The organism is Geojedonia litorea (assembly GCF_042654525.1).
In the GTDB taxonomy this organism is placed as follows: domain Bacteria; phylum Bacteroidota; class Bacteroidia; order Flavobacteriales; family Flavobacteriaceae; genus Geojedonia; species Geojedonia litorea.
Genome location: NZ_JBHSGP010000014.1, coordinates 1,506,966 through 1,528,371, shown reverse-complemented (window position 1 = coordinate 1,528,371; position 21,406 = coordinate 1,506,966). Strand labels below are relative to the sequence as shown.

The window sequence follows — 21,406 nt, the reverse complement described above, 5'->3', positions numbered from 1 at the left end:
AAACATCGGTATTGCCCGCTGCATCCGTTGCTGTAACTGTTACTTGGGTTGTACCCACAGCAAAGAAACTTCCTGATGCCGGTGAACTTACTATCGAGACAACTGAACAATTATCTGTTGCTGTTGGCGCGAAATTCACAATGGCACCGCATTGTCCTGCATCATTATTAACTGTAATATCTGATGGACAGCTTACCACTGGATCTTCAGTGTCATTTACAGTTACATCAAAATTGCAAACATCGGTATTCCCCGCTGCATCCGTTGCTGTAACTGTTACTTGGGTTGTACCTACATTAAAGAAACTACCAGAAGCTGGAGATGCCAATACTGAACCTCCCGTACAATTATCTGTTAAGTTAGGGGTAAAATTCACCACTGCACCACATTGATTGGCATCTGTTGCAACCGTAATGTTTTGAGGGCACACAGCCACAGGGGCTTGGTTATCAGTAACTATAATTGTTTGAACTACCTGATTTGCTGGGTTACTATTAATATCATTAACATTCCAACTAATCGTTGTAATCCCAACCGGATAAGGATCGGTCAATGATAAGGCATCACTTCTTAAGCCAGTCGGATTTCCAACAGAACAATTATCTGTTGCCGATGCAGTTGCAATAAACACAGCTCCACATTCGCCATTTTCAGCATTAAGATTTTGGTCACCATTGGTACTAATAACCGGAATGGTAACATCTTGAACCGTTAAGGTATATACACTAGAATTACCGGCATTATCATAAATTAGGACCTCTATGATATCATTCTCCGAAGCCGACTGTAATGCTCCCGCACTAGGTGATTGGGTGAAAACGGTCGTACAGTTATCTGTTGCGAAACCTGTTAGATCAGGAATTTCAACTTGGCAATTTTGCACAAAATCAATATTAGAGGCATTCTGACTTAACACTGGAGCGGTTTCGTCTTTTACGGTTAAAGTGAATACAATATCATTGCCAGCCTGATCAAAAATGGTGACCCCAATTGTATCGTTCTCTGAAGCGATGATGGATGTTCCTGCAATGGGTGATTGTGTAAACACTGTAGAACAATTGTCAGTTGCGTATATCGTGACATCTGGCACACTAATCGCGCAGTTAGACTCAAAGTCTACAAACCCTGTGTTTTGTGATAATGTTGGCGCTAAAGTATCTACTACGGTAACAATAACTTCAGCAGCATTTGTATTGCCAAGATTATCAGTTACTGTTAAGAAGATTCCTGTATTTATTCCTAAATCGGCGCATGTAAACGTCTCTTTCGAGATGACTAATGATTGCAAACCACAATTTGCCGTACTTCCATTATCTACTGCTGCAGCAGTAAGCGATGCAGTTCCTGATGCGTCTAAATAAAGTGTAACATTTTGTGCTTTGGCCACAGGTAATGCACATATATTGACCGTGTAATCTTCAGTTTGACCAAACGTATTAGGATTATTGCCATCTTGAACCGGAACACAAGGATTGATATTATAATCGTACCTGCTTGCAATAACACGCATAACGATATTACCCAAACTTAAGCCCGAAGGTATTGTGATTGGTTTTGAAGCTGATTTCCCATCAAATCCGGTAGATTCGAATATGGTACCTATTTCAATCGATTCGCCAGCATCTAAAAAATCATTATCTTGATTCCAATCAAAAAACGCTATAATATAAAGTGTTCTTTGGTCCACATTTCCTGTTTTACCAGTATTAGCCTCAACAATAAGTGAGTGCGTACTACTTTGAGCCACAGTAGTAGACTGACTCTTAAAATCTTGATAAGCAACATGAGGACTACTCATATCACTTTCATTATAAATATCTTCAAAAATCACTTTGGTAATTGGGCTTACATTAGTAAAGATAATATCGCAATAATCGTCATTGCAAGGAGTGGTAGCTGTTGTAAAACTCCAATTACTTGAAACAGTAGCGATGCCACAGTTATTTTTTGGCACAACTTTCCAATAGTAAGTTGTATTTGCTAATAAATTAAGGTTTTGGGTTGTGAAAAGCGTTGTTAAGTTAGACTGAAAAAGAGCTGGAGTGTTTGTAGTACCAAAATACACATCGTACAAAGTAGCATCTGGTACAGCTTGCCAGCCTAAAGCAGTGATGGCTCCACCACCATCTGAACACACATTGGTTGCCGTATTAGATGGAAAGGAACCACTTGCATTTACAGGTGTCGATATCCCACTCCCTGAAGCCGCTACATTAATAGCGGTCGCTCCATTGCTGCTTATTACAATATTCCCATTATTGGGTCCGGTGCTTGTTGGTGAGAATTTAACATAAACAGTTTTACCTGCCATAACTTCAGATGCAGGTATACTATTCACACCAGTTAAAGCTGTATAATAATTAGTATTGTCTAAACTATAAGTATAACCACTTAAGGCTGCAACTGTAACAGGTGCTGTCAAATTAGACCCATTAATTACAAAACTGTTTGCCCCTGATGTAAAACTGGTGCAAATATCGTCAAAGGGCGCCAAGATGGTAGCTGATAGTAATGGCGCAGGCGTACCTGTAACTTTAATATTATCTGCAAAATAAATTTTATTTGTACCATTTCCTGTAACATTAAATATAATACGAAACCATAAATTGGCTCCTACTAATCCAGTTTTAGAAGCGGTTTTAGTTCCACTAAAATCACCTGAAATAGTTGGCGTATCAAACGGAAAATAATTTACTCCATTTAAACTATATTCAGTAGTTATACTACTACCACTTGCGCCACTACTTGTAAAATCTATATATATAGATACATTTGAATAACCACTAATCTCGATTGGATCAAATGGCATACTATTCGAGATTTGCCAAGTATTGTGACTAGAATTGGTGTTTGCAGCTCTTAATTTACCATTTATTACAGTAACACCATTATTTCCAACTGCTCCGTCTGCTTTCCAAGTTGTAATTGTCGGTAAGCCTTGACCCTGATTAGTTGGAGTTGTATAACTATCAAAATCTTCTTTCCATATTTCTGTTTGTGCAAATAAGCAATGAAAGAAAAAAAGCAAGGCTATAAGTAGTAGATTTTTTTTCATAATTAAATAGTTAGGTTTTATTAAATCACAGGTACGCTATCTTGTTTGTTACTATTTTAAATAATGCTGAAGTTGAAGATGATTTCTTTAATGTTTTGAACAAAAAAAAACACTAACATAATGACATACTCTAGTCACTATACAGCGTTTGATAATCTAAAAGTTATTTGTTTTACATAGATAATCCCTTTCTCTACAAAAGCATACTAAAAATAATTTAAAGTGTTAATGGTTGTTAAATTCAAGGCCTATTTTCGATGATTTGCATCAATTAATAGCCAAAATATAAGGGTCTCATTTAAACAATCGCCATAGTGCAAATTTCATCCGTTAAAAAGCTATAAACTAGTGTGTTATAAACCTCAAATTGCACTTCAAAACCATGTGAAAAACATCTTTTATGCACGACTATTGCTTAACTACTACTTTTTTACTTATACTTCCGCTTGTGGTTTCTAATTTTAGGATATACACGCCATCTGAAATTGCAGAAACTGGAATTCTAATTTCAGTTGATTGTTGCATTTTAGAAAGTGCCCAAGACTTAATTTTTTGCCCGGCGAGATTAAACATACTTATCTGACGCGCTTCTACACTTAATGGTAGATAAATATAGAGTTCTTGGCTAGTATTTAAATACTTTAATACAATGTTGTCATGGAGAGCATCTTCAAGAGAAAGTGTGTTCATTGGCTTAAAAGCCACATAAAATCGATCGAGATGATCACCAGGGTTAAGTGTTGCAGCAAAATTAGCTACACCATCAATCTTAAAAGTTTGGTTAAGAAGTGCATCAAAAATATATACATCAATAATAGTGTCAAAATTCTCAAGACCAGTTAAGGCAATTTCAATTGTCCCTGAATTTTTCAGAAAAACACCTAAAGGATATTGCTTTGAATTGTCAAAATCACCGACGCCTTGAATAACGTATTTTTCACCTTCTATAATCCAAGACATATCATTAGGGAGGTCTTCAGTATTTAAGGCATCATAACCATAGTCAAAGCCATCGGTAGCCTTATTATGAGGCACAAACCCGAGTAATAGATGACGTAATGCGCCTTCTGGAGATTTAAATTGGATTCTAACCCTTTTGATAATGTCATCGTCATCAGTTGCTGCTCTGCGCTCTTTTGACGATTCCTTTTTTCTAAAAAACACCGAGCCCTTATCGACTGCGCCTGTAACTGATTCTTTAACAAAAACACGTTGATCGTTTTCAAATACTATGTTTCCACCTGTACTATTATTAGCCCTAACAAAAAATCCTTGTGCAACAGGAATATAGCGCTCGGGTATTTTAGAAGGTGTACCATTACCACTCACTTCGGGAGGCGATATCGCTGGATTTCCTCCAATAAGATTATAGATGGCGTATCCTCCTTCATACTCTTCTAATTTATGAGTTGCATTTGACACATAATGTTCCCAAAAATAAAGTGCACCTTGAAGACTTGATGCATTGTCTAGAATAAATTCGCGAGCATCAATCGCTGACGGATATGGATTACCGATTAAAGCTTCATTTCCTGCATTAATAGGTATGCTTATCGTTCCGTTATTTGGCCTTCCTTCAAACACATAATTTTGCTCCGAAGTTACAGCTCCACTACCCTTCATTGTAAATCCAAGTCCGGCTTTAAGACTTCCATTTTCCCCTATAAATCGCCAATCGGCATATGAATTCAATGCAAAGTTTTCAAAACTATAGAGCCATCTATTACTTATAGCAATTGGGCTTAAACTTGCATTGGCATTGTAACTTGTTGTCCATTGTAAGTTTAGCGGGTTATTGGGATTGGTACCATCATTTAAAACTCCTTTTACTGTATAATTACTACCGTTTTGATTCACTGGCGATCCCCAGTAATTAAAATTGAACAAATTGCTGGTGCCTTGCTGATCTCGTTGTAAACTTCCTATTCCGGTATTATCCAAAACACTACCCATATCCTGTAAGAGTTGTGATTCCCCAACAAGATCTATCATGCCATCTATTTTCAAGTATTTAGTGACCCGCAGGCTTTGTCCGTCAAGAGGATTTGTGTTTTCAACAGACAAGGTATTTACATTTACAAATAAGCCTGAAAGAACAATATTCCTATTACCTGATGAAATGTTATGCCCTGTCTTGACGATGTTCCAATCAATGGCAGTTGTTCCATCAATACCCATACTATTAGGCAGATTTTGAGAATTCCCATAAAGCCAAGTATTAGCATCTGTCCACTGTCCATTAGCCTTAGACACGTATGGCTGAGGGGCCGTTTCAGGTTGTAAGGTAGTCATATACCTTAATTTGCCATTTATAAGGGTAGAACTGTTTGATACTAAATTCCCTGCTGAAAGGTCTTTGCTTTGGTTCATTTGGTAGTATCCTTTCAAATCATTCCAAGTTAATCCTTGAATAATCAAAGGCACTATTGAACCTTTAATAGTTCCTGAATCAGCTTCAATTTCCTGATTCATCATTTGACGAATTTGTGCTACTGATAAAGCTGTATTCCAAATTCTTAATTCATCCATTCCACCTGTAAAGTAATTTGTTGGTTTGAATGGTGGAGTTGAAGTTTGATCCATAGCACCTACTATACATTCGGCTGAATTGGTAATGGGTAAACTTCCCGAAGCAGTATTCATGAGCACGCCATCTATATACAGTCTGTAGGTATTTGCTGCATAAGTCACTGCAACATGATGCCATTTTCCTGTAGTAATTTGATATGGAGACACTAAAGATAGCCCGCTATTCCAATTAAACGACACATAATTATTTACCACTCTCAAATCGTAGCCATTTATTTGATTATTGGCAATGCGTTTGGAAAAAATGGTTTGAATGTTTCCATTTTGAAGATCTTCCTTAACCCATACCTCAATGGTAAAATCGCCATTAAAGTTATAATTATTCTTAAAGGTGATATTATCATCAATACCATCAAAATCCAAAGCACTACAGCCCATAAACGAAACATTTATCGTATCACTAGATATACCGCATGGATTATAAATGGACCAAGTGAGTTCATAGTTTTCACCTACATCTCCTGTAAATAAACTGGTTGGACTTGATGGATCTGAAAAATAGAATCCACTCGTTTGGCCCGAAGTTACAGACCAAAGCCCTGTTGAACTTCCAGAAACTGGGTTTCCTGTTAATGCTAAGGAGGTTTCTGTACAAATTGTATTTGAAATATCTGGACCCACTTGTGCAATGATCGTAGCATCAACAACTTCAACAGCTCTTACAACTTCCATAGCGGCATTCCCAAAGTTGTCTGAAACATTGTAAGTCACTATATAGGTGCCAACAGTACTCGTGTCAACATTAGACGTATCAATAACAATATCAGCCGTGTAATCAGTATTAAAACACGGATCTGTGGCTGTGGCTCCCAATTCGATATAAGATGTGCACGCATCAATAATTTGCGGATCATCTCCTATTAAATTGATAATGGGTGCCGTGATTTCCAAAATATTAACCACACGGGTCACTTGAGCTGCCGCATTTCCTTGAGCATCCATTACATTGTATGTCACATTATATGAGCCCAAAACACCGGAATTAACAGTGGAATTGTCAATCACTAATGCCCCAGTAATGTTCCCAAAACAAGGGTCGCTAGCTACTGCTCCCAATTCTGTATATGTGGCGCAATCTCCAATATTTAAAGGGTTAGGACCATTAAGTGTGATGTAGGGAATAGTTGTATCCGCTACGTTTACTGTCCTGTTTACTTGTGCCGTGGTAACGCCACTTGCATTCACAATTTTATAAGAAACTATATACGAACCCACCACATTTGTGTTTAATGCAGAAGTGTTGACGATAATACTGCTAGTGATATCTCCAAGACAATTATCAGTTGCTGTAGCACCCAATTCCGTGTAAGTACTACAAGCTTCTAATGTTATTACATTTGGACCATTTAAGGTAATTACTGGATTTTGTGAATTCACAACGGTAACATCAATGGAACAGGTTGTTGTTTTATTTGACGTGTCTGTAACCGTATAAGTCACCGTAGATGTACCTAAAGGATAAGTCCCACTAGCGTTAGCTCCACCGCCATTAAAATTATTGGTTATGGAAGCAATACTGCAATTGTCAGAAGCGGTAACCATTGGAACTGTAACATAAGTATTACATAAACCGGGACTTGTATTGACAACAATATTTGCTGGACAATTTACAGTTGGCGCTTCATTATCTATCACATTAATTTTAAAGGAGCAGGTAGAAGAATTACCAGCAGCATCTGTAAACTTAAACACATTGGTCGTTGTACCCACAGGAAAGGCTGACCTTCTTGGTAAGCCACTAACCAATTCCAAAGTTATTCCAGAACAATTATCCCAAGCACTCATAAACCCAAAATCATTTACCACGGCACTACATAATCCAGGATTATTATTAATCGTTATATCCGTTGGGCAAATTAATAATGGTGGCTGTGAATCTGTTATAGTAACCGTAAAGTTACAGCTCGCAGTATTACCAAGGTTATCTTTAACATTGTAAGTTACCGTAGTTACACCGTACTGAAAAATTTCTAAACTAGCGTCATTAATTCCGGTCGCCGGACTTGAGCCTGCTGTAGCTCCTGTCATTGTCCATGTTTGTAACACTATGGTTCCGCAATTGGTATAAGCTGAAGGTGAAATAAAAGGAACATCGTACGGACAAGTTACCGTCACATTAGCTGGACAAGTAATGGTGCATTGACCATATGTATATATAGTAGAGCATAGAAAAAATAGAAGTGAGGCGTAGCTTAATTTCATACTACAATACTATTGACACAACGATCTAATTACAACATAGTTAATGTGTTTTGATTTGGGTGACTAAATGTAGTATAGTGTACAAATCCATTCAAAATAAATCGACAAAAAGCATTTAATCCACCTAAATGGTTTTAAACCACGCAGATAGAGAACTATTCAATTTAGTAAAGCAGGAGTAGTTAGTGAATTGGGTTATAAAAAAAAGGTGACCATATCTGGCCACCTTTATCTTTCATAATTTGGAATTTATTACTTCAAGTCAAAACGATCTAAATTCATAATCTTGGCCCAAGCAGACACAAAATCATTCACAAATTTAGTTTGAGCATCATTGCAGGCATAAACTTCGGCTAAAGCCCGTAGCTCAGAATTTGAGCCAAAAATAAGATCTGCACGGGTTCCTGTCCATTTCAAATCACCTGTTTTACGGTCGCGGCCTTCAAAAACCTGATCGGATTGCGAGGCAGCCTTCCATGTAGTATTCATATCCAATAAATTGACAAAGAAATCATTGGTTAAGACTTCTTTTCTCTTCGTAAAAACGCCATGTTGTGAGGCATCAAAATTGGTGTTTAGCACACGCATTCCACCAACGAGTACGGTCATTTCGGGTGCAGTAAGTGTAAGTAGTTGTGCACGGTCTACAAGTAATTCTTCTGCGGAAGCCGTATGTTTTACATTCAGATAATTTCTGAATCCATCTGCAGCTGGTTCAAGTACCGCAAATGATTCTACATCGGTTTGTTCTTTGGAAGCATCTGCTCGTCCTGGAGCAAATGGTACTGCAACATTAGTACCCGCATTTTTTGCTGCCTGTTCAACGCCCGCACAGCCTGCCAATACAATAATATCGGCCAATGAAACTCGTTTGTTACCAGACTGACTAGAATTAAACTCTTTTTGAATTTGCTCAAGTTTATCCAAAACAACTTTTAATTGGGCAGGATTATTCACTTCCCAATTTTTTTGAGGTTCCAATCGAATTCGAGCTCCGTTAGCACCACCACGTTTATCAGAATCTCTATAAGTTGAAGCTGATGCCCAAGCCGTCGACACTAACTGCGTCACCGTAAGTCCAGAAGCCACTATTTTCGCCTTAAGATTTTCAATATCTTGATTATTAATTACTTCATGATTAACAGCAGGAATAGGATCTTGCCAAATCAATTCTTCTTTTGGGACTTCAGGCCCTAAATAGCGAGAGATAGGTCCCATATCGCGATGCGTTAGTTTAAACCAAGCCCGTGAATAAGCTTCGGCAAATTCATCTGGGTTTTCATAAAAATGTTTTGAGATTTTGGCATACGCCGGATCCATTTTTAAAGAAAGGTCTGTGGTTAACATAAATGGTGCATGTTTTTTTGAAGGATCATGAGCATCTGGCACAGTACCTGCTCCAGCATTATTTTTTGGTTTCCATTGATGTGCTCCTGCAGGGCTTTTGGTCAATTCCCATTCATAGCCAAATAAGTTTTCAAAATATTTGTGACTCCATTGGGTTGGTGTATCGGTCCAAGCCCCTTCAATTCCACTCGTGATGGTATCAGCACCTTTACCTGTTCCGTAAGTATTATGCCAACCCATACTTTGTTCTTCAATACTTGCGGCGGCAGGCTCTTTACCTACATACTTGCCTGGATCTGCAGCACCATGTGTTTTACCAAAGGTATGACCACCAGCGATTAGTGCAACAGTTTCATAATCATCCATGGCCATACGCCCGAAGGTCTCACGAATATAATGCGCAGACTCAACTGGATCTGGATTTGCATTGTGCCCTTCAGGATTCACATAAATTAAGCCCATATGAGCAGCGCCCAATGGATTTTCTAATTCATCTTCTGAATAGCGATCATCATTCCCCATCCACTCTGATTCTGATCCCCAATAAATATCTTCTTCTGGTTGCCAAACATCTTCACGACCTCCTGCAAAGCCAAACATTTTTAGTCCCATGGATTCATGCGCACAATTTCCTGCCAAGATCATCAAATCTGCCCATGACAATTTTTTTCCATATTTCTGTTTAACAGGCCACAACAGCAATCGTGCTTTATCGAGGTTGGCATTGTCTGGCCAACTATTAAGTGGTGCAAAACGTTGAGTTCCTGAACCGGCACCACCCCGACCATCGGCGATTCTATAGGTTCCTGCGCTATGCCAAGCCATCCTTATGAAAAAAGGTCCGTAGTGTCCATAATCTGCCGGCCACCAATCTTGACTATTGGTCATGACCTCATAAATATCTTTTTTAACAGCGTTTAAATCAAGAGATTTAAATGCTTCTGCATAATTAAAATCTTTATCCATTGGATCGACAAGAGAGGAATTTTGTCGAAGAATACTTAAATTCAATTGGTTAGGCCACCAATCACGGTTAGATCTGCCCGTAATTGCACTATGTTTTATAGCGCCTCCATGAAAAGGACATTTGCTTTCGCCATTAGTACTGTAAGCTGCTTGATGTGAATGATTTTTGTCTTCCATTGTTATAAATTATAGATTACTGAAAGCACTAATTTACAACTTTATTGGCGATAGTTTTTATACTAAATTTTTATGCGGATATAGATAAATACAATGATTGCTAAAAATAACGTCACTATAATTTATTCGAAATTATATTATTTATTCTCTTTCCTTAAGACTTCTAAGGGAGAACTTTTAACAACACCTATACTATTGGTCATCCCAATAAAAATAACCAAAATTGCAATTGCAGGAAATATCACTATGAAGGGAATCCAAGATGGCTTAAAAACGGCATCAAACAATCCCCAAGCGAGTAATTGGCTGCCAATTAGCGATAGTAAAATCCCGGACAAGGATCCTAGTACACCAAGATAGATATACTCTAGTGTCATTATTTTTATAATCTGTCTATTTTTAGCACCTAGAGTTCGCAACAAAACACTCTCCTTAATACGCTGATGCTTACTTGTACGTACTGCGCCAATTAAAACAATTACTCCAGTTAGGATGCTGAAAAAGGCCATGAAGTTAATAATCCAGGAAATTTTACTTAATAGATCTTGAACAACGTCCAATATTTTTTGAATATCAATAATTGAAATATTTGGAAAGCTTGACACCATTTGTTGTTGTAACTGAGCAGATTCCTTTTCATTATTCACTTTAGTGGAAATCACTCTAAATTGCGGTGCATTTTCTAGAACACTTTCAGGAAACACAATCATAAAATTGAGTTGCATCCTACTCCAGTCTACAGTTCTTATGCTTCCTATGACCGTATTGATAAGTACACCTTGAACGTTAAACGTTATTTCGTCACCTAGGTTTAATTTGGAATCTTCAATAAAATTATCGCTTACTGAAATTGGAATTGGAGTATTAGAATCCATAGATTCTGGTAAAGTTCCTTTCACCAACGATTCTGAAGCAATTAATGAGTCTCTATAAGTTACTCTAAATTCGTGATTGAGAATCCATCGATTAACTTGAGAAGTTGTGTCTTTCTTGATATCTGAAATCTTTTCCCCATTTAAGCTTTCAATTCGCATGGTAACAATAGGGATATTATCAATAACTGGAAGTTTATTAACTAAAATACCTTCTTCTACAGCCTCCTTTTGTTCTGATTGAATGTCTAACATAAATATATTTGGACTGTTCGATTGATCTTCTAAAGTAGCTTGCTGCAACAACAGATCTTTACTAAAATATAAAGTACTAATTAAAAAACTACCCACGCCAATTGCAAGCACTAATATGATTGTTTGATTTTGCGGCCTGTACAGATTCAACAGACTTTGCCTTGCAATAAAACCAAATGAATGTGGGAAGAACTTCTTAACAGCATTCATAAACAAGGTGGCAATCGACCCCAAAATAAAAAAGGTCACCACAATTCCTGCAACAAACATAGCCGAATAACTTACACGCTCTAATAACCAATATGAAAAAGTAAAAATGAATAGTATAATCCCTAAAACAACCAATAGTCCAGATCTTAAAGACCTTGTTACTTTCTCTTCCTGTACTCTTAAGGTTTGAAGTGGAGAAATATGAAGTGTACCCATCAAAGGATAAAGCGCAAAAAGCACCGACATTGACAGGCCTAATGATAATCCAATAAAGATAGCTTTAACAGATACATTAATCTCTAAATTTAACGGCAATAATCCTTCCAATAGCAACGGAAATAAGTATTGTAAACCAAGCCCCAAGGCGGTTCCAATTATTCCTCCAATCAAACCCATTACTGCTATCTGGAATAAAAAAATTAAAAATGTTTGCCTTCTGGTTGCTCCTAAGCATTTAAGAATTGCAACAGCAGGTAATTTTTGCTTAATATAAATGTGAATAGCACTAGCTATTCCTACACAGCCTAATAAAAGAGCAATAAATGCTACAAGATTGAGAAACTTTCCGAAGTTTTCATAGCGTCTCCCAAGTCTTCTACTTGTGCTAGTATGCGTATCGATATCGGCATCAATTAGATCAAGCTTAGGATCGAGACGGTCATCTAAGGCATCAAGATCCGTTTTGGGTAGAGCTTTAAAATAGAAATCATAATCAATGCGACTTCCCGTTTGAACCAAACCACTTGGTTCAATAAAACGATATGGAATAAGGACAGGTGGTGCCACAGCACTGAAAAATGAACTAGATCCTGGAACTGATTTTAAAGCCCCTCCAATAGGTAACACTATATTTCCAATTTTAATACTATCTCCGGGTTTAAGCTGAAATTGAAGCATCAATGTAGCATCAACTAGGGCTGTGCCTTGTAATTGGTAGTTTTGAGCTGCTTCTTTTGGATCGGTATTTATACTACCATAAAATGGAAATGCCCCTTCAATACCTCTTACCCTAACAAGCTTTGTTAAGTCATTATCCTTAAAAGCCGCCATAGAAGGAAAACTAATTTCCTTGGCATCAGCACCTCCTAGAGAATCAATAACTGCTAAAAGTTCTGGTTTTGGTGGTTTATCGGTATCAATTTTAAAATCTGATCCCATTAGGGATTTAGATTGTGAAACAATATTGTGCCTTACATTATCTCCAAACGATTGAATGGCGACAACGGCTGCAATACCCAAAATGATGGATGCCATAAAAAGTAAAAGCTTATTCCAACTGGCCTTTCCATCTCTCCAGGCCATTCTCGAAATCCAAATAAAACTGACGGCTTTACTTTTTAGTTTTTTGGAAGCGTTCATATAGCGACCGTGTTTTCTTGAACAACCCTACCACCTTTGAGTTTTAATATGCGCTCTGTTCGTTTGGCAAGATCCATATCATGGGTGACGATTATAAGCGTGGTTCCTAATTCTTTATTGAGATTAAAGAGTAATTCTACGACTTTCTCACCAGTTTCGGCATCGAGGTTTCCAGTAGGTTCATCAGCAAATAAAATAGAAGGTTGATTTGAAAATGCCCTTGCCAGTGCTACACGTTGTTGCTCTCCTCCAGAAAGTTGAGAAGGATAATGATGCCCTCTATCGCCAAGTCCTACTTTTTCTAATAATTCCTTGGCCACTGTAACAGCACTTTTTGAACCTTGAAGTTCTAAAGGAACTGCAACATTTTCAAGCGCGGTAAGTGTTGAAATAAGTTGAAAATCCTGAAAAATAAATCCAACTTTTTGATTTCGCAGCTGTGCACGTTCATCTTCAGTTAAATCCTTTATGAATTGGCCACATAATTCTATCCGCCCTGAATCAACTTTATCTAATCCAGCACACAAGCCTAGTAAAGTGGTTTTTCCGCTTCCAGATGGACCTACAATGGCAAACGTTTCACCTTGTTCCACACTAAAACTAATATCATTTAATATATCCAGTTTTTTAGAACCACTTGAATAACTTTTCTTTAGGTGCTCTACGTTTAATATCTTTGCCATAGTCAATACATTTTTTTTTCAATCCTTAAGATTACAAAATAAACAAATGATTTTAAAACAAATTCCCATACAACACTACAGGCTGTTAATGTTTTGTTATATTTTACTGTTTGTGGTCTCTTGTGGTGGTAATAGTTCCAAAAAAGCAGAACAGAAAACTTCTGAAAAAGAGGCCGTTGTCACCAAGGCTATTGATAGCTCAAAAGTGATTCTTTTTTTTGGCAATAGTCTCACCGCTGGTATGGGATTGGATCCGAGTGATGCATTTCCTGCTATAATTCAAACTAAAATTGACTCATTAGGCCTACCCTATAAAACCATAAATGCAGGACTAAGTGGTGAAACCACAGCCGCTGGTAAAAGTAGGATTTCTTGGGTTTTGAATCAACCTATTGACATATTTGTTCTTGAATTGGGTGCCAATGATGGATTGAGAGGTATCTCTTTAAATGAAACCCGTGATAATCTTCAAAGTATTATAGATTATGTTAAGGATAAAGATAGCACAACAAAAATAATTCTCGCAGGCATGCAAATGCCTCCTAATTTAGGACCAAGTTACACTGAAGAATTCAAAATGATTTTTCCTAAACTTGCAGAACAAAATGACACTTACCTCATCCCATTTTTATTAGACAATGTTGCTGGCATCACTGAATTAAATCAAAGTGATGGTATACACCCAACAGAGGAAGGCCAACAGATTTTAGCCAAGAATGTTTGGGAAGTCCTAGGGCCATTACTTGAAAAATAAGATGATTTAGGGATAAAGACTAATACTAGTACAATGAAAAAACCTTTGGAAAATATTGTATTCCAAAGGTTTTTTTATGATTAAACAAACTTAACTTCTTAAAGTTGTTTTTGTTTTAGTTGGTGATGTCATGCGAATATTTTTGAGGCATTAAACGACCCCAATCTCCCACAATTCCAGTTACCGAAAGCTGTCCAGATGGCAAAACATAGTCGCTAAAATGAGCAGCCGGATAGGTTAATACTACCACATCTCCACTTTGATTTCTTACCACTTGGTTTCCAGAAAATTTTACAACATTATCAGCATTTATAAAAGAAACATTTTCAATTTTAACTTTCTTTCCTGCGTAATTTCCCGAATGAAATTGCTCAATTGTAATGACTTCTGGTGAAACATGTACATTTTCAGCATATCTAACATAACCGGTGAGTGCTACTTCATTCATGGTTTTCTGGTAGTTATAATTTGTACCACTGGCGTTTTATAAATTTAATCTTATTTTATCTCCTAATACGAAAATATTTGTTGCACTAAATCTAATTAATATACCACCTGTAGCATCTTGAATAAACACCGATTTATCATCTAATGTATTACCATTTGAAGTAATCACCCCTTGAATTAGATAATTATCATTAAAGCTCCACGCTCCTGCATGTGTATCAAACTCTGCTCTTAATTCAGCAATGGTATGTATGACTTCTGTTGTGTGGTCATTGTCCAATATAGTAGCGGTATATATTTTATTTTCTCCTATGATAAGATTTCCAGCTGCAATGATTTCAAATACAATGTTGTAATCCTCTAAAGCCCAATTGTCTTCCATAGGGATAATCTTGAAACTCGTACTTTGAGAATTTTGATTAAAATTAAGTGCTATTTCATTCATAATCGCTGCAGGAACGGTATAGAAGTGAGTACCATAAACTTTACCTTGGGGATATTGAAGTTTAACATAAGCCGAACCTCCGTTAGTGATTGTTTGGCCAGTTCTCAACTCAATAGTTAATCCTTCATTACTCCCTTCTGAAACGGATGACGCTACACCATTAAAGTTTAGTGTGTTTGTAATTTGGTTTGCCATGTTGAATTTTACAATTGTTGTATTTAAAGTACCTATCGAAAATCCAGTTGTTGGATCTTTCAATTTCAAATTCAAGGTTTTTTCAGCATTAAAATTTATATTAACTTTTGATATTGCCACATTAGTGATTTGCGCATTAGCCAGTTGTTCTACAACTATTTTACCGTTAACGGCTGCTGGTACGGTGGTGTAATCGGTGCCATAAATAGCATCACCTGATAATTCAATGGTTACATAGCCATTAACCAATGCTTTTGGTTGAAGCTTTAAAGGAATTGTAATGGTTTCCGCATCTGCTAAAACTGAATAGTTTTGTTGAGTGAAAGAGACAACAGCAGCGTTAGTGCCGCCACCCCCTTGGTCGATTTCTTCATCCAAACTACAGCTAAATACAAGAGCCCCAATGAAGAAATAAATAATTAATTGATTTAAAATAAATGGTTTCATAATGATCGATTTTTGATTAATGATTGTACTGAATAGAGGTTTTTCTACTGCAGCACAAATGTATCATCCTAGATAATTAGCACTATCTGGAAATGTTACGAAAGTGAATAAACTTGGAATGAATGGGAATAGTGCTTGATTATGTGCCAATTAACTTTTTAGTAGGATTGTGAAGGAAGTAAGTGTTTTATTTGATTAGACTTAGTAAATATTCTAATAATTACACCAAAGTTATAGTTCCATTCGAGCATCATAACATTTTCATGAACTTGAGTATTCTCATGATGCATCCAAGGTATAACATAGCAGCCTAAAACCTGCTTTTCAGATTTTAGTTTCAAATCAAGCTCCTTAATCATCTTTAATGTGTTCTTTTTGAGCACATTACTATCAATACTCTCTAACTCCTTCAACAATGAATCATTTAGTCTAGAAGCGTATTCAAAATATCCTTCTTGTCTAAAACGTTTTACGGCTTCAGATTGGCTAGCTATATAGCTATAGTGTTCATTCTTTTTTTGACATGAAATGAGAACAAAAGTTATTACAACTACCATATAAATTTGGCTTGTTTTCATAAAAACTAATGAATGTATTTAGCAAACTTAATTTGCAATAGCATTTTATTATGAATACATGTTACGAAGGCGAATTATATTGTAATGAAATGCTCAAATAACGTTCAACACAGTTTAATTCGCTTTCATGACAAAAATTTAAAAAAAATCGATACATTCATAATAATTTTATTCGATTAAAAGAACGATGTATTTGACTTATTCAATGTGGTTTAAGAGTATAATTATAATCATGCTTTTCATGCTTGGGCTTGCATCTTTAGCCCAAAACGTAAAAGTTACAAGTTTCCAAGACAGTTTGGCTATATTGATAAGAAAAGCTGCCACCCATCCAGAACTAACACTCGAACAATCAGATTCTTTAATCGCTTTAGCAAAACAACAAAATGACGCCAAATTGTTGGCCTCATTAAAATTATCAAAAGGAACGGCTTACTCTTTTTTAGGGAATAATTCGAAGGCCTTAGAATATCAAATGTCTGCTTACAAAATATTTGATTCTATAAATGACCAAACTGGCAAAACAATTACTTTACTTAATATTTCTTATTCACAACTACATTTACATAATTATAAAAAGGCGAAAGATTATTTACTGCAGACCTTGAAAATAACTGACCCAGATAACGACAAGCTTTTAATGAGTATTTATGGCAATCTAGGCACTGCTTGTACAGAATTAGGTGAGTATGAAGAAGGCATTGCTTATTATAAAAAGGCGTTGGTTCATTATCAACAAAGTGATAATCCTGATGCTAGGGCACTAATGTACCACGGCATAGCGGTAGCACATAGTAAATTAATGAATCAAGATCTAGCAGAATCTTACTATTATATGGGGTTGGATTATCAAAAAGAAGGGAATTCAGATTATGTATTAGCAGGCTTAGCGCTTTCGCTTGGAGAGCTTTATTTAGACCAAAATCAACTAGAACTTTCTAAAAAATATTTTGATATTGGAGGTGAAGCAGCATTTAACTACAACTCTCCCTATTACATAGAAATCTATTACAAAAACTTGGTTAACTGGTATAAAACGAAAGGCAATTATAAAGCTGCATTTAAATACCACGAAAAATTGACTTCTCTGAAGGATTCTATATACTCTTTGGAAGTAGTAAAATCGAATAATGAACTTGAAGAAAAATTTCAAAACGAATTAAAATCTAGCGAGATTCAACTCTTAAAAACACAGAAAGATTTAGCCACAGCCCGAGTTGAGAAAAATAAATTTTGGGCCTTGATACTTATTCTTATCACTATACTATGTATTACAGTAATTGTAGTACTGTATCAAAACTATAAAGGCAATAAAAAATCAAACGAACTATTACGCTTAGAAAAAATACAACTGGCCGAACGCAACCGCCTATTAGAAAGTGAGAATATTTTGGTGCAATTTGAAACCTTAAGAACTCAAGTTAGTCCCCACTTTTTGTTTAATTCATTAAATGCGCTTACGTCACTTATAAAAACCGATACTGAAAAAGCACTTAAATTTACTAAAGAGTTTTCAAAAATATTCAGAAACACTTTAGAGTTAAAATCCAAAAACATTATTACCTTGAAGGAGGAACTAGACCACGTTAACTCCTATTTATATCTTCAAAGAATGCGATTTGATTCTAATTTAGAAATTAAGATTGCTATAGATTCTAATTTTTTAAATCATTTTTTACCTCCTTTTTCATTACAAATGGTTATAGAAAATGCCATAAAACATAATACCATTACTTCAGAGTCTCCCCTACATATAAAAATAAAAGCGACACAAGATTTTTTAATCATAACAAATAACCTTCAAACAAGGCAAGTTACTGAAGATTCGACTAAAACAGGCGTGAAAAATATAATCTCACGTTATCAATACATTTCTGATTTAGAACCTACATTTGAAGTAAAAAACAATCAATTCTATGTTAAATTGCCTCTAATAAAAGAGTAATCATGAAAGCCGTAATTATTGAAGACGAAAAATTAGCATCTGAGTATTTACATGCATTACTTCAAAACCACAGTCTAAAAATTGACGTCATAAAAATCATTGACAATGTAAAAGACGCAATTCAATGGCTTTCACAGTATACTGTTGACATTATTTTTCTTGATATTCATCTCGGAGATGACACTAGTTTTTCAATATTTGAAAAACTTCACATAACAACACCTATAATTTTCACCACGGCCTATAACGAATATGCCATACGAGCATTTAAATTAAACAGTATTGATTATCTATTAAAACCAATAGATGAAGAAGAATTGGAAGCTGCTATTCAAAAACTCCAAACCAGAATACCAGTTACAGCTCCTATCGATTTTCAAAAATTCATGGAAACCCTTCACCAAAAGACAAACTATCAAGAACGCTTTATGGTGGTTAGTGGGCAAAAAATAAAAAGCATCTTGATTGATCAGGTCGCTTATTTTTTGTCTGAAGGACGCTACGTTAAACTCATTACAAAATCTAATGAACGTTATCTTCTTGATCAGTCCTTAGAAAGTCTAGAAAACAAATTGGATCCAAATATTTTTTATCGAATTAACAGGCAAGTCATAGTAAGTTTCCATAGCATTCAACAAATGATTATTTGGTCTAAAAGTCGTGTCAAATTAGAATTAAATCCTTCAGCTGGTTTTGATATTATTGTTAGTATAGATAAATCTGGAGAATTTAAAAAGTGGCTTAATCGCTAATTCACTCTAAACTGAAATTAGCTTTGAAATAGGTTCTATATTCAAACACATTCATATCAAAATTAAACGCCTTCATTACATTCTAAACTAGTGTTCATTTAAAACTAAAATATATTTGATGCGCTATAAAATACTATCAATTTATTATATATCATCATCAATCAAAAAACGAGCAGCATGAAATTTAGAATATTTATCCTAACAAGCTTAACAGTGTTGGTTTGTAAATTAGTTTCGGCCCTAGACCTAAATTGGGATGTAAGAACTCATGAAAATAAGTCCAATTTAAATACAGTTTTGAGCAGTGAAACGTATGTATCTAGTTACCATTTGGCTAATTATTATGACATTATGCCAAATGAACATATTGTTATTCACCCTGAATTTTTGAATTCTATAGAACATGCTAAAAATGAAAAGTTGTCTTAAAACTTTAAAACGCCTTTGATTTGCTCCCTTATCATTTTAGAACTCACTATTTAAGCCTTAAATCATGAAATCATTACACAAAAAAAGAGTGCTCCTGTTTTTGCTGCTTTTAGTTTGTTTAACTGATATCATCAATTCTATACCACTACTTTCAAACTATCAGGACTATAAATCTTTACTATTGATGTGGATTCCAGGAATTGCGGCAATTATTGTTGCGTTTTCTACTGGGGTTACTCTAAAATCGTTTGGTTGGAAGTTTTCAACTAAATGGATAACTCTTGCATGGCTTATTCCCATTATTTATGGTAGTATTGCTTATTCTTTAGTCTGGGTATTTGAACTAGGAGATAGTATTAACCCTACTTTTATAGCACATACAAAACTATCTTTAGATATTAAATCCAATTATGATTCTGTTGTCATTGGTTTATCATTTTTATATATCACAATTGCTTGCCTTTTACCTAATATGCTGTTATTCCTTGGAGAAGAATTAGGTTGGCGAGGTTTTTTAATTCCAGAATTAAGTAAATGGGGGTCTGTACATAATGCCAGTTGGATAAGTGCAGTTATTTGGACCATATGGCAATTACCAGAAATCCTTTCAGGGAATTATGCCAATAGTGACATTCCAATATGGTATCAAGTTTTTTGTTTTTCAATAATGACCCTTTCTACGGGAGTGATCTTAGCTTATTTAAGAATGATGTCTAAAAGTATATGGCCTGCAGTTGTGTGCCATGCCATACATAATAGCATTATTCAACGTTTTTTCGATAGACTAACTCTAGATACAGGGATGACCAATTTATTCATAGGTGAATTTGGAATTGTGTTGGCCTTGGTTACAGCTGCGTTTGCGATATACTATTATAAAAGGCTAGAGCATCAAGCTTTAGCAAAGAATCTAACTTACGTTTAATCAATTTATAGAATAAGAATAAATATACTGTAATTTTTATACATTTCTGATTCTACTTAAAAACTCACCTATAACAATAAGAGATAATTTTTTATTAATTTAGTCATTAACTAAATGATGAGACTTTGTTGAATTAAAATTAATCTCTATTAAGCCATTTAATACCTAAACTATGAAAGCGAAATTAGCAATCCCAACATCATTTCTATTCATGGTATCAACCCTATTAGGATGTAAATCGGAACATTCAGAATTCAACAAATTGGTGAAATTTGGACAAGATTATACCAAGGCGTGGAATAGCAAACAACCTGAACAAATGGCCAAGTTTTATGCCGAAGACGGCATGCTTACCGTTAACAACGGAGAACCAGCAATTGGACGTGCTCAACTTGCCGAAACCGCTAATTCCTATATGGAGGCATTTCCGGACTTGGAATTAACTATGGACAGCTTAACTATAAATAATGGAGTCTATAATTATTATTGGACCTTTAAAGGAACTAACACAGGACCAAATGGTACAGGTCATAAAGTAAATTTTAGCGGATTTGAACAATGGACCATGAATGAACAAGGATTGGTAAAATTTTCAATTGGAACTTATGATGCCGAGGCTTATCAAAGACAGCTCCAAGGCCATTAATAACAATACCTGAACAGCCCCTTTTAAAAATAATAGACTTTTATCTATAAGATATTGTAAGTTAGATGTTTGCTCAAAAATTGACTTCATCTAATTTTACTGTTATTTCTAGTTCTATTTCTTGGAAT

General features: G+C 35.6%; 12 protein-coding genes and 1 pseudogene. 6 read left to right on the top strand and 7 right to left on the bottom strand.

Translation table 11 applies throughout. The features are described from left to right. The 5 genes from ACFO5O_RS14675 to ACFO5O_RS14655 form a co-directional block, all read right to left on the bottom strand. Positions 1-3,055: HYR domain-containing protein (locus ACFO5O_RS14675; RefSeq protein ID WP_387965093.1), on the bottom strand; the 3,055-nt coding region annotated here is incomplete at its 3' end. A 408-nt stretch (positions 3,056-3,463) separates the two neighbouring features. Further along, the gene (locus ACFO5O_RS14670) at positions 3,464-7,846 is read right to left on the bottom strand and encodes an immunoglobulin-like domain-containing protein (protein WP_387965091.1); all 4,383 of its coding nucleotides are present in this window, start codon (positions 7,844-7,846) and stop codon (positions 3,464-3,466) included. Between the two features lie 252 nt (positions 7,847-8,098). Then, positions 8,099-10,336, bottom strand: coding sequence for a catalase/peroxidase HPI (katG, locus tag ACFO5O_RS14665; protein ID WP_387965089.1), 2,238 nt, complete (start codon positions 10,334-10,336; stop codon positions 8,099-8,101). A gap of 137 nt (positions 10,337-10,473) precedes the next feature. After that, positions 10,474-13,032 (bottom strand): ABC transporter permease, encoded by a 2,559-nt coding sequence (locus ACFO5O_RS14660; RefSeq protein ID WP_387965087.1) that lies wholly within the window; start codon positions 13,030-13,032, stop codon positions 10,474-10,476. Next, the gene (locus tag ACFO5O_RS14655) at positions 13,029-13,715 is read right to left on the bottom strand and encodes an ABC transporter ATP-binding protein (RefSeq protein WP_387965085.1); all 687 of its coding nucleotides are present in this window, start codon (positions 13,713-13,715) and stop codon (positions 13,029-13,031) included. Before ACFO5O_RS14655 ends, ACFO5O_RS14660 begins: the two co-directional genes overlap by 4 nt. Positions 13,716-13,761: 46 nt before the next feature. Between ACFO5O_RS14655 and ACFO5O_RS14650 the strand changes: the two genes are divergently transcribed. After that, positions 13,762-14,469: an arylesterase gene (locus ACFO5O_RS14650; RefSeq protein ID WP_387965083.1), complete on the top strand. Its 708-nt coding sequence runs from the start codon at positions 13,762-13,764 to the stop codon at positions 14,467-14,469. 115 nt (positions 14,470-14,584) lie between these two features. Here ACFO5O_RS14650 and ACFO5O_RS14645 read toward each other — a convergent pair. Both ACFO5O_RS14645 and ACFO5O_RS14640 read right to left on the bottom strand, forming a co-directional pair. After that, positions 14,585-15,556 (bottom strand): annotated as a pseudogene (locus ACFO5O_RS14645) (DUF5689 domain-containing protein). 605 nt (positions 15,557-16,161) lie between these two features. Further along, complete coding sequence (locus ACFO5O_RS14640; RefSeq protein ID WP_387965081.1) at positions 16,162-16,581, bottom strand: hypothetical protein; 420 nt, start codon at positions 16,579-16,581, stop codon at positions 16,162-16,164. Positions 16,582-16,822: 241 nt separating this feature from the next. Here ACFO5O_RS14640 and ACFO5O_RS14635 point away from each other — a divergent pair, with 241 nt between their 5' ends. The 5 genes from ACFO5O_RS14635 (at position 16,823) to ACFO5O_RS14615 (ending at position 21,278) form a co-directional block, all read left to right on the top strand. Further along, the gene (locus tag ACFO5O_RS14635; RefSeq protein ID WP_387965079.1) at positions 16,823-18,526 is read left to right on the top strand and encodes a tetratricopeptide repeat-containing sensor histidine kinase; all 1,704 of its coding nucleotides are present in this window, start codon (positions 16,823-16,825) and stop codon (positions 18,524-18,526) included. A 2-nt stretch (positions 18,527-18,528) separates the two neighbouring features. Beyond that, the gene (locus tag ACFO5O_RS14630) at positions 18,529-19,278 is read left to right on the top strand and encodes a LytR/AlgR family response regulator transcription factor (RefSeq protein WP_387965077.1); all 750 of its coding nucleotides are present in this window, start codon (positions 18,529-18,531) and stop codon (positions 19,276-19,278) included. Between the two features lie 177 nt (positions 19,279-19,455). After that, positions 19,456-19,707 carry a hypothetical protein gene (locus tag ACFO5O_RS14625; RefSeq protein ID WP_387965075.1) on the top strand — a complete coding sequence of 84 codons (252 nt, stop codon included), beginning with the start codon at positions 19,456-19,458 and terminating at the stop codon, positions 19,705-19,707. Positions 19,708-19,771: 64 nt separating this feature from the next. Beyond that, complete coding sequence (locus ACFO5O_RS14620) at positions 19,772-20,632, top strand: CPBP family intramembrane glutamic endopeptidase (protein ID WP_387965073.1); 861 nt, start codon at positions 19,772-19,774, stop codon at positions 20,630-20,632. Positions 20,633-20,804: 172 nt separating this feature from the next. Next, positions 20,805-21,278, top strand: coding sequence for an ester cyclase (locus tag ACFO5O_RS14615; RefSeq protein ID WP_387965071.1), 474 nt, complete (start codon positions 20,805-20,807; stop codon positions 21,276-21,278). Positions 21,279-21,406 lie beyond the last annotated feature (128 nt).

Excerpts from the sequence above, each read along its gene's own strand:
- katG (WP_387965089.1), bottom strand. The coding sequence starts at position 10,336 with ATGGAAGACAAAAATCATTCACATCAAGCAGCTTACAGTACTAATGGC.
- ACFO5O_RS14650 (WP_387965083.1), top strand. The coding sequence starts at position 13,762 with ATGATTTTAAAACAAATTCCCATACAACACTACAGGCTGTTAATGTTT.
- ACFO5O_RS14660 (WP_387965087.1), bottom strand. The coding sequence starts at position 13,032 with ATGAACGCTTCCAAAAAACTAAAAAGTAAAGCCGTCAGTTTTATTTGG.
- ACFO5O_RS14635 (WP_387965079.1), top strand. The coding sequence starts at position 16,823 with ATGCTTGGGCTTGCATCTTTAGCCCAAAACGTAAAAGTTACAAGTTTC.
- ACFO5O_RS14625 (WP_387965075.1), top strand. The coding sequence starts at position 19,456 with ATGAAATTTAGAATATTTATCCTAACAAGCTTAACAGTGTTGGTTTGT.
- ACFO5O_RS14655 (WP_387965085.1), bottom strand. The coding sequence starts at position 13,715 with ATGGCAAAGATATTAAACGTAGAGCACCTAAAGAAAAGTTATTCAAGT.
- ACFO5O_RS14615 (WP_387965071.1), top strand. The coding sequence starts at position 20,805 with ATGAAAGCGAAATTAGCAATCCCAACATCATTTCTATTCATGGTATCA.
- ACFO5O_RS14670 (WP_387965091.1), bottom strand. The coding sequence starts at position 7,846 with ATGAAATTAAGCTACGCCTCACTTCTATTTTTTCTATGCTCTACTATA.
- ACFO5O_RS14640 (WP_387965081.1), bottom strand. The coding sequence starts at position 16,581 with ATGAAAACAAGCCAAATTTATATGGTAGTTGTAATAACTTTTGTTCTC.
- ACFO5O_RS14620 (WP_387965073.1), top strand. The coding sequence starts at position 19,772 with ATGAAATCATTACACAAAAAAAGAGTGCTCCTGTTTTTGCTGCTTTTA.
- ACFO5O_RS14630 (WP_387965077.1), top strand. The coding sequence starts at position 18,529 with ATGAAAGCCGTAATTATTGAAGACGAAAAATTAGCATCTGAGTATTTA.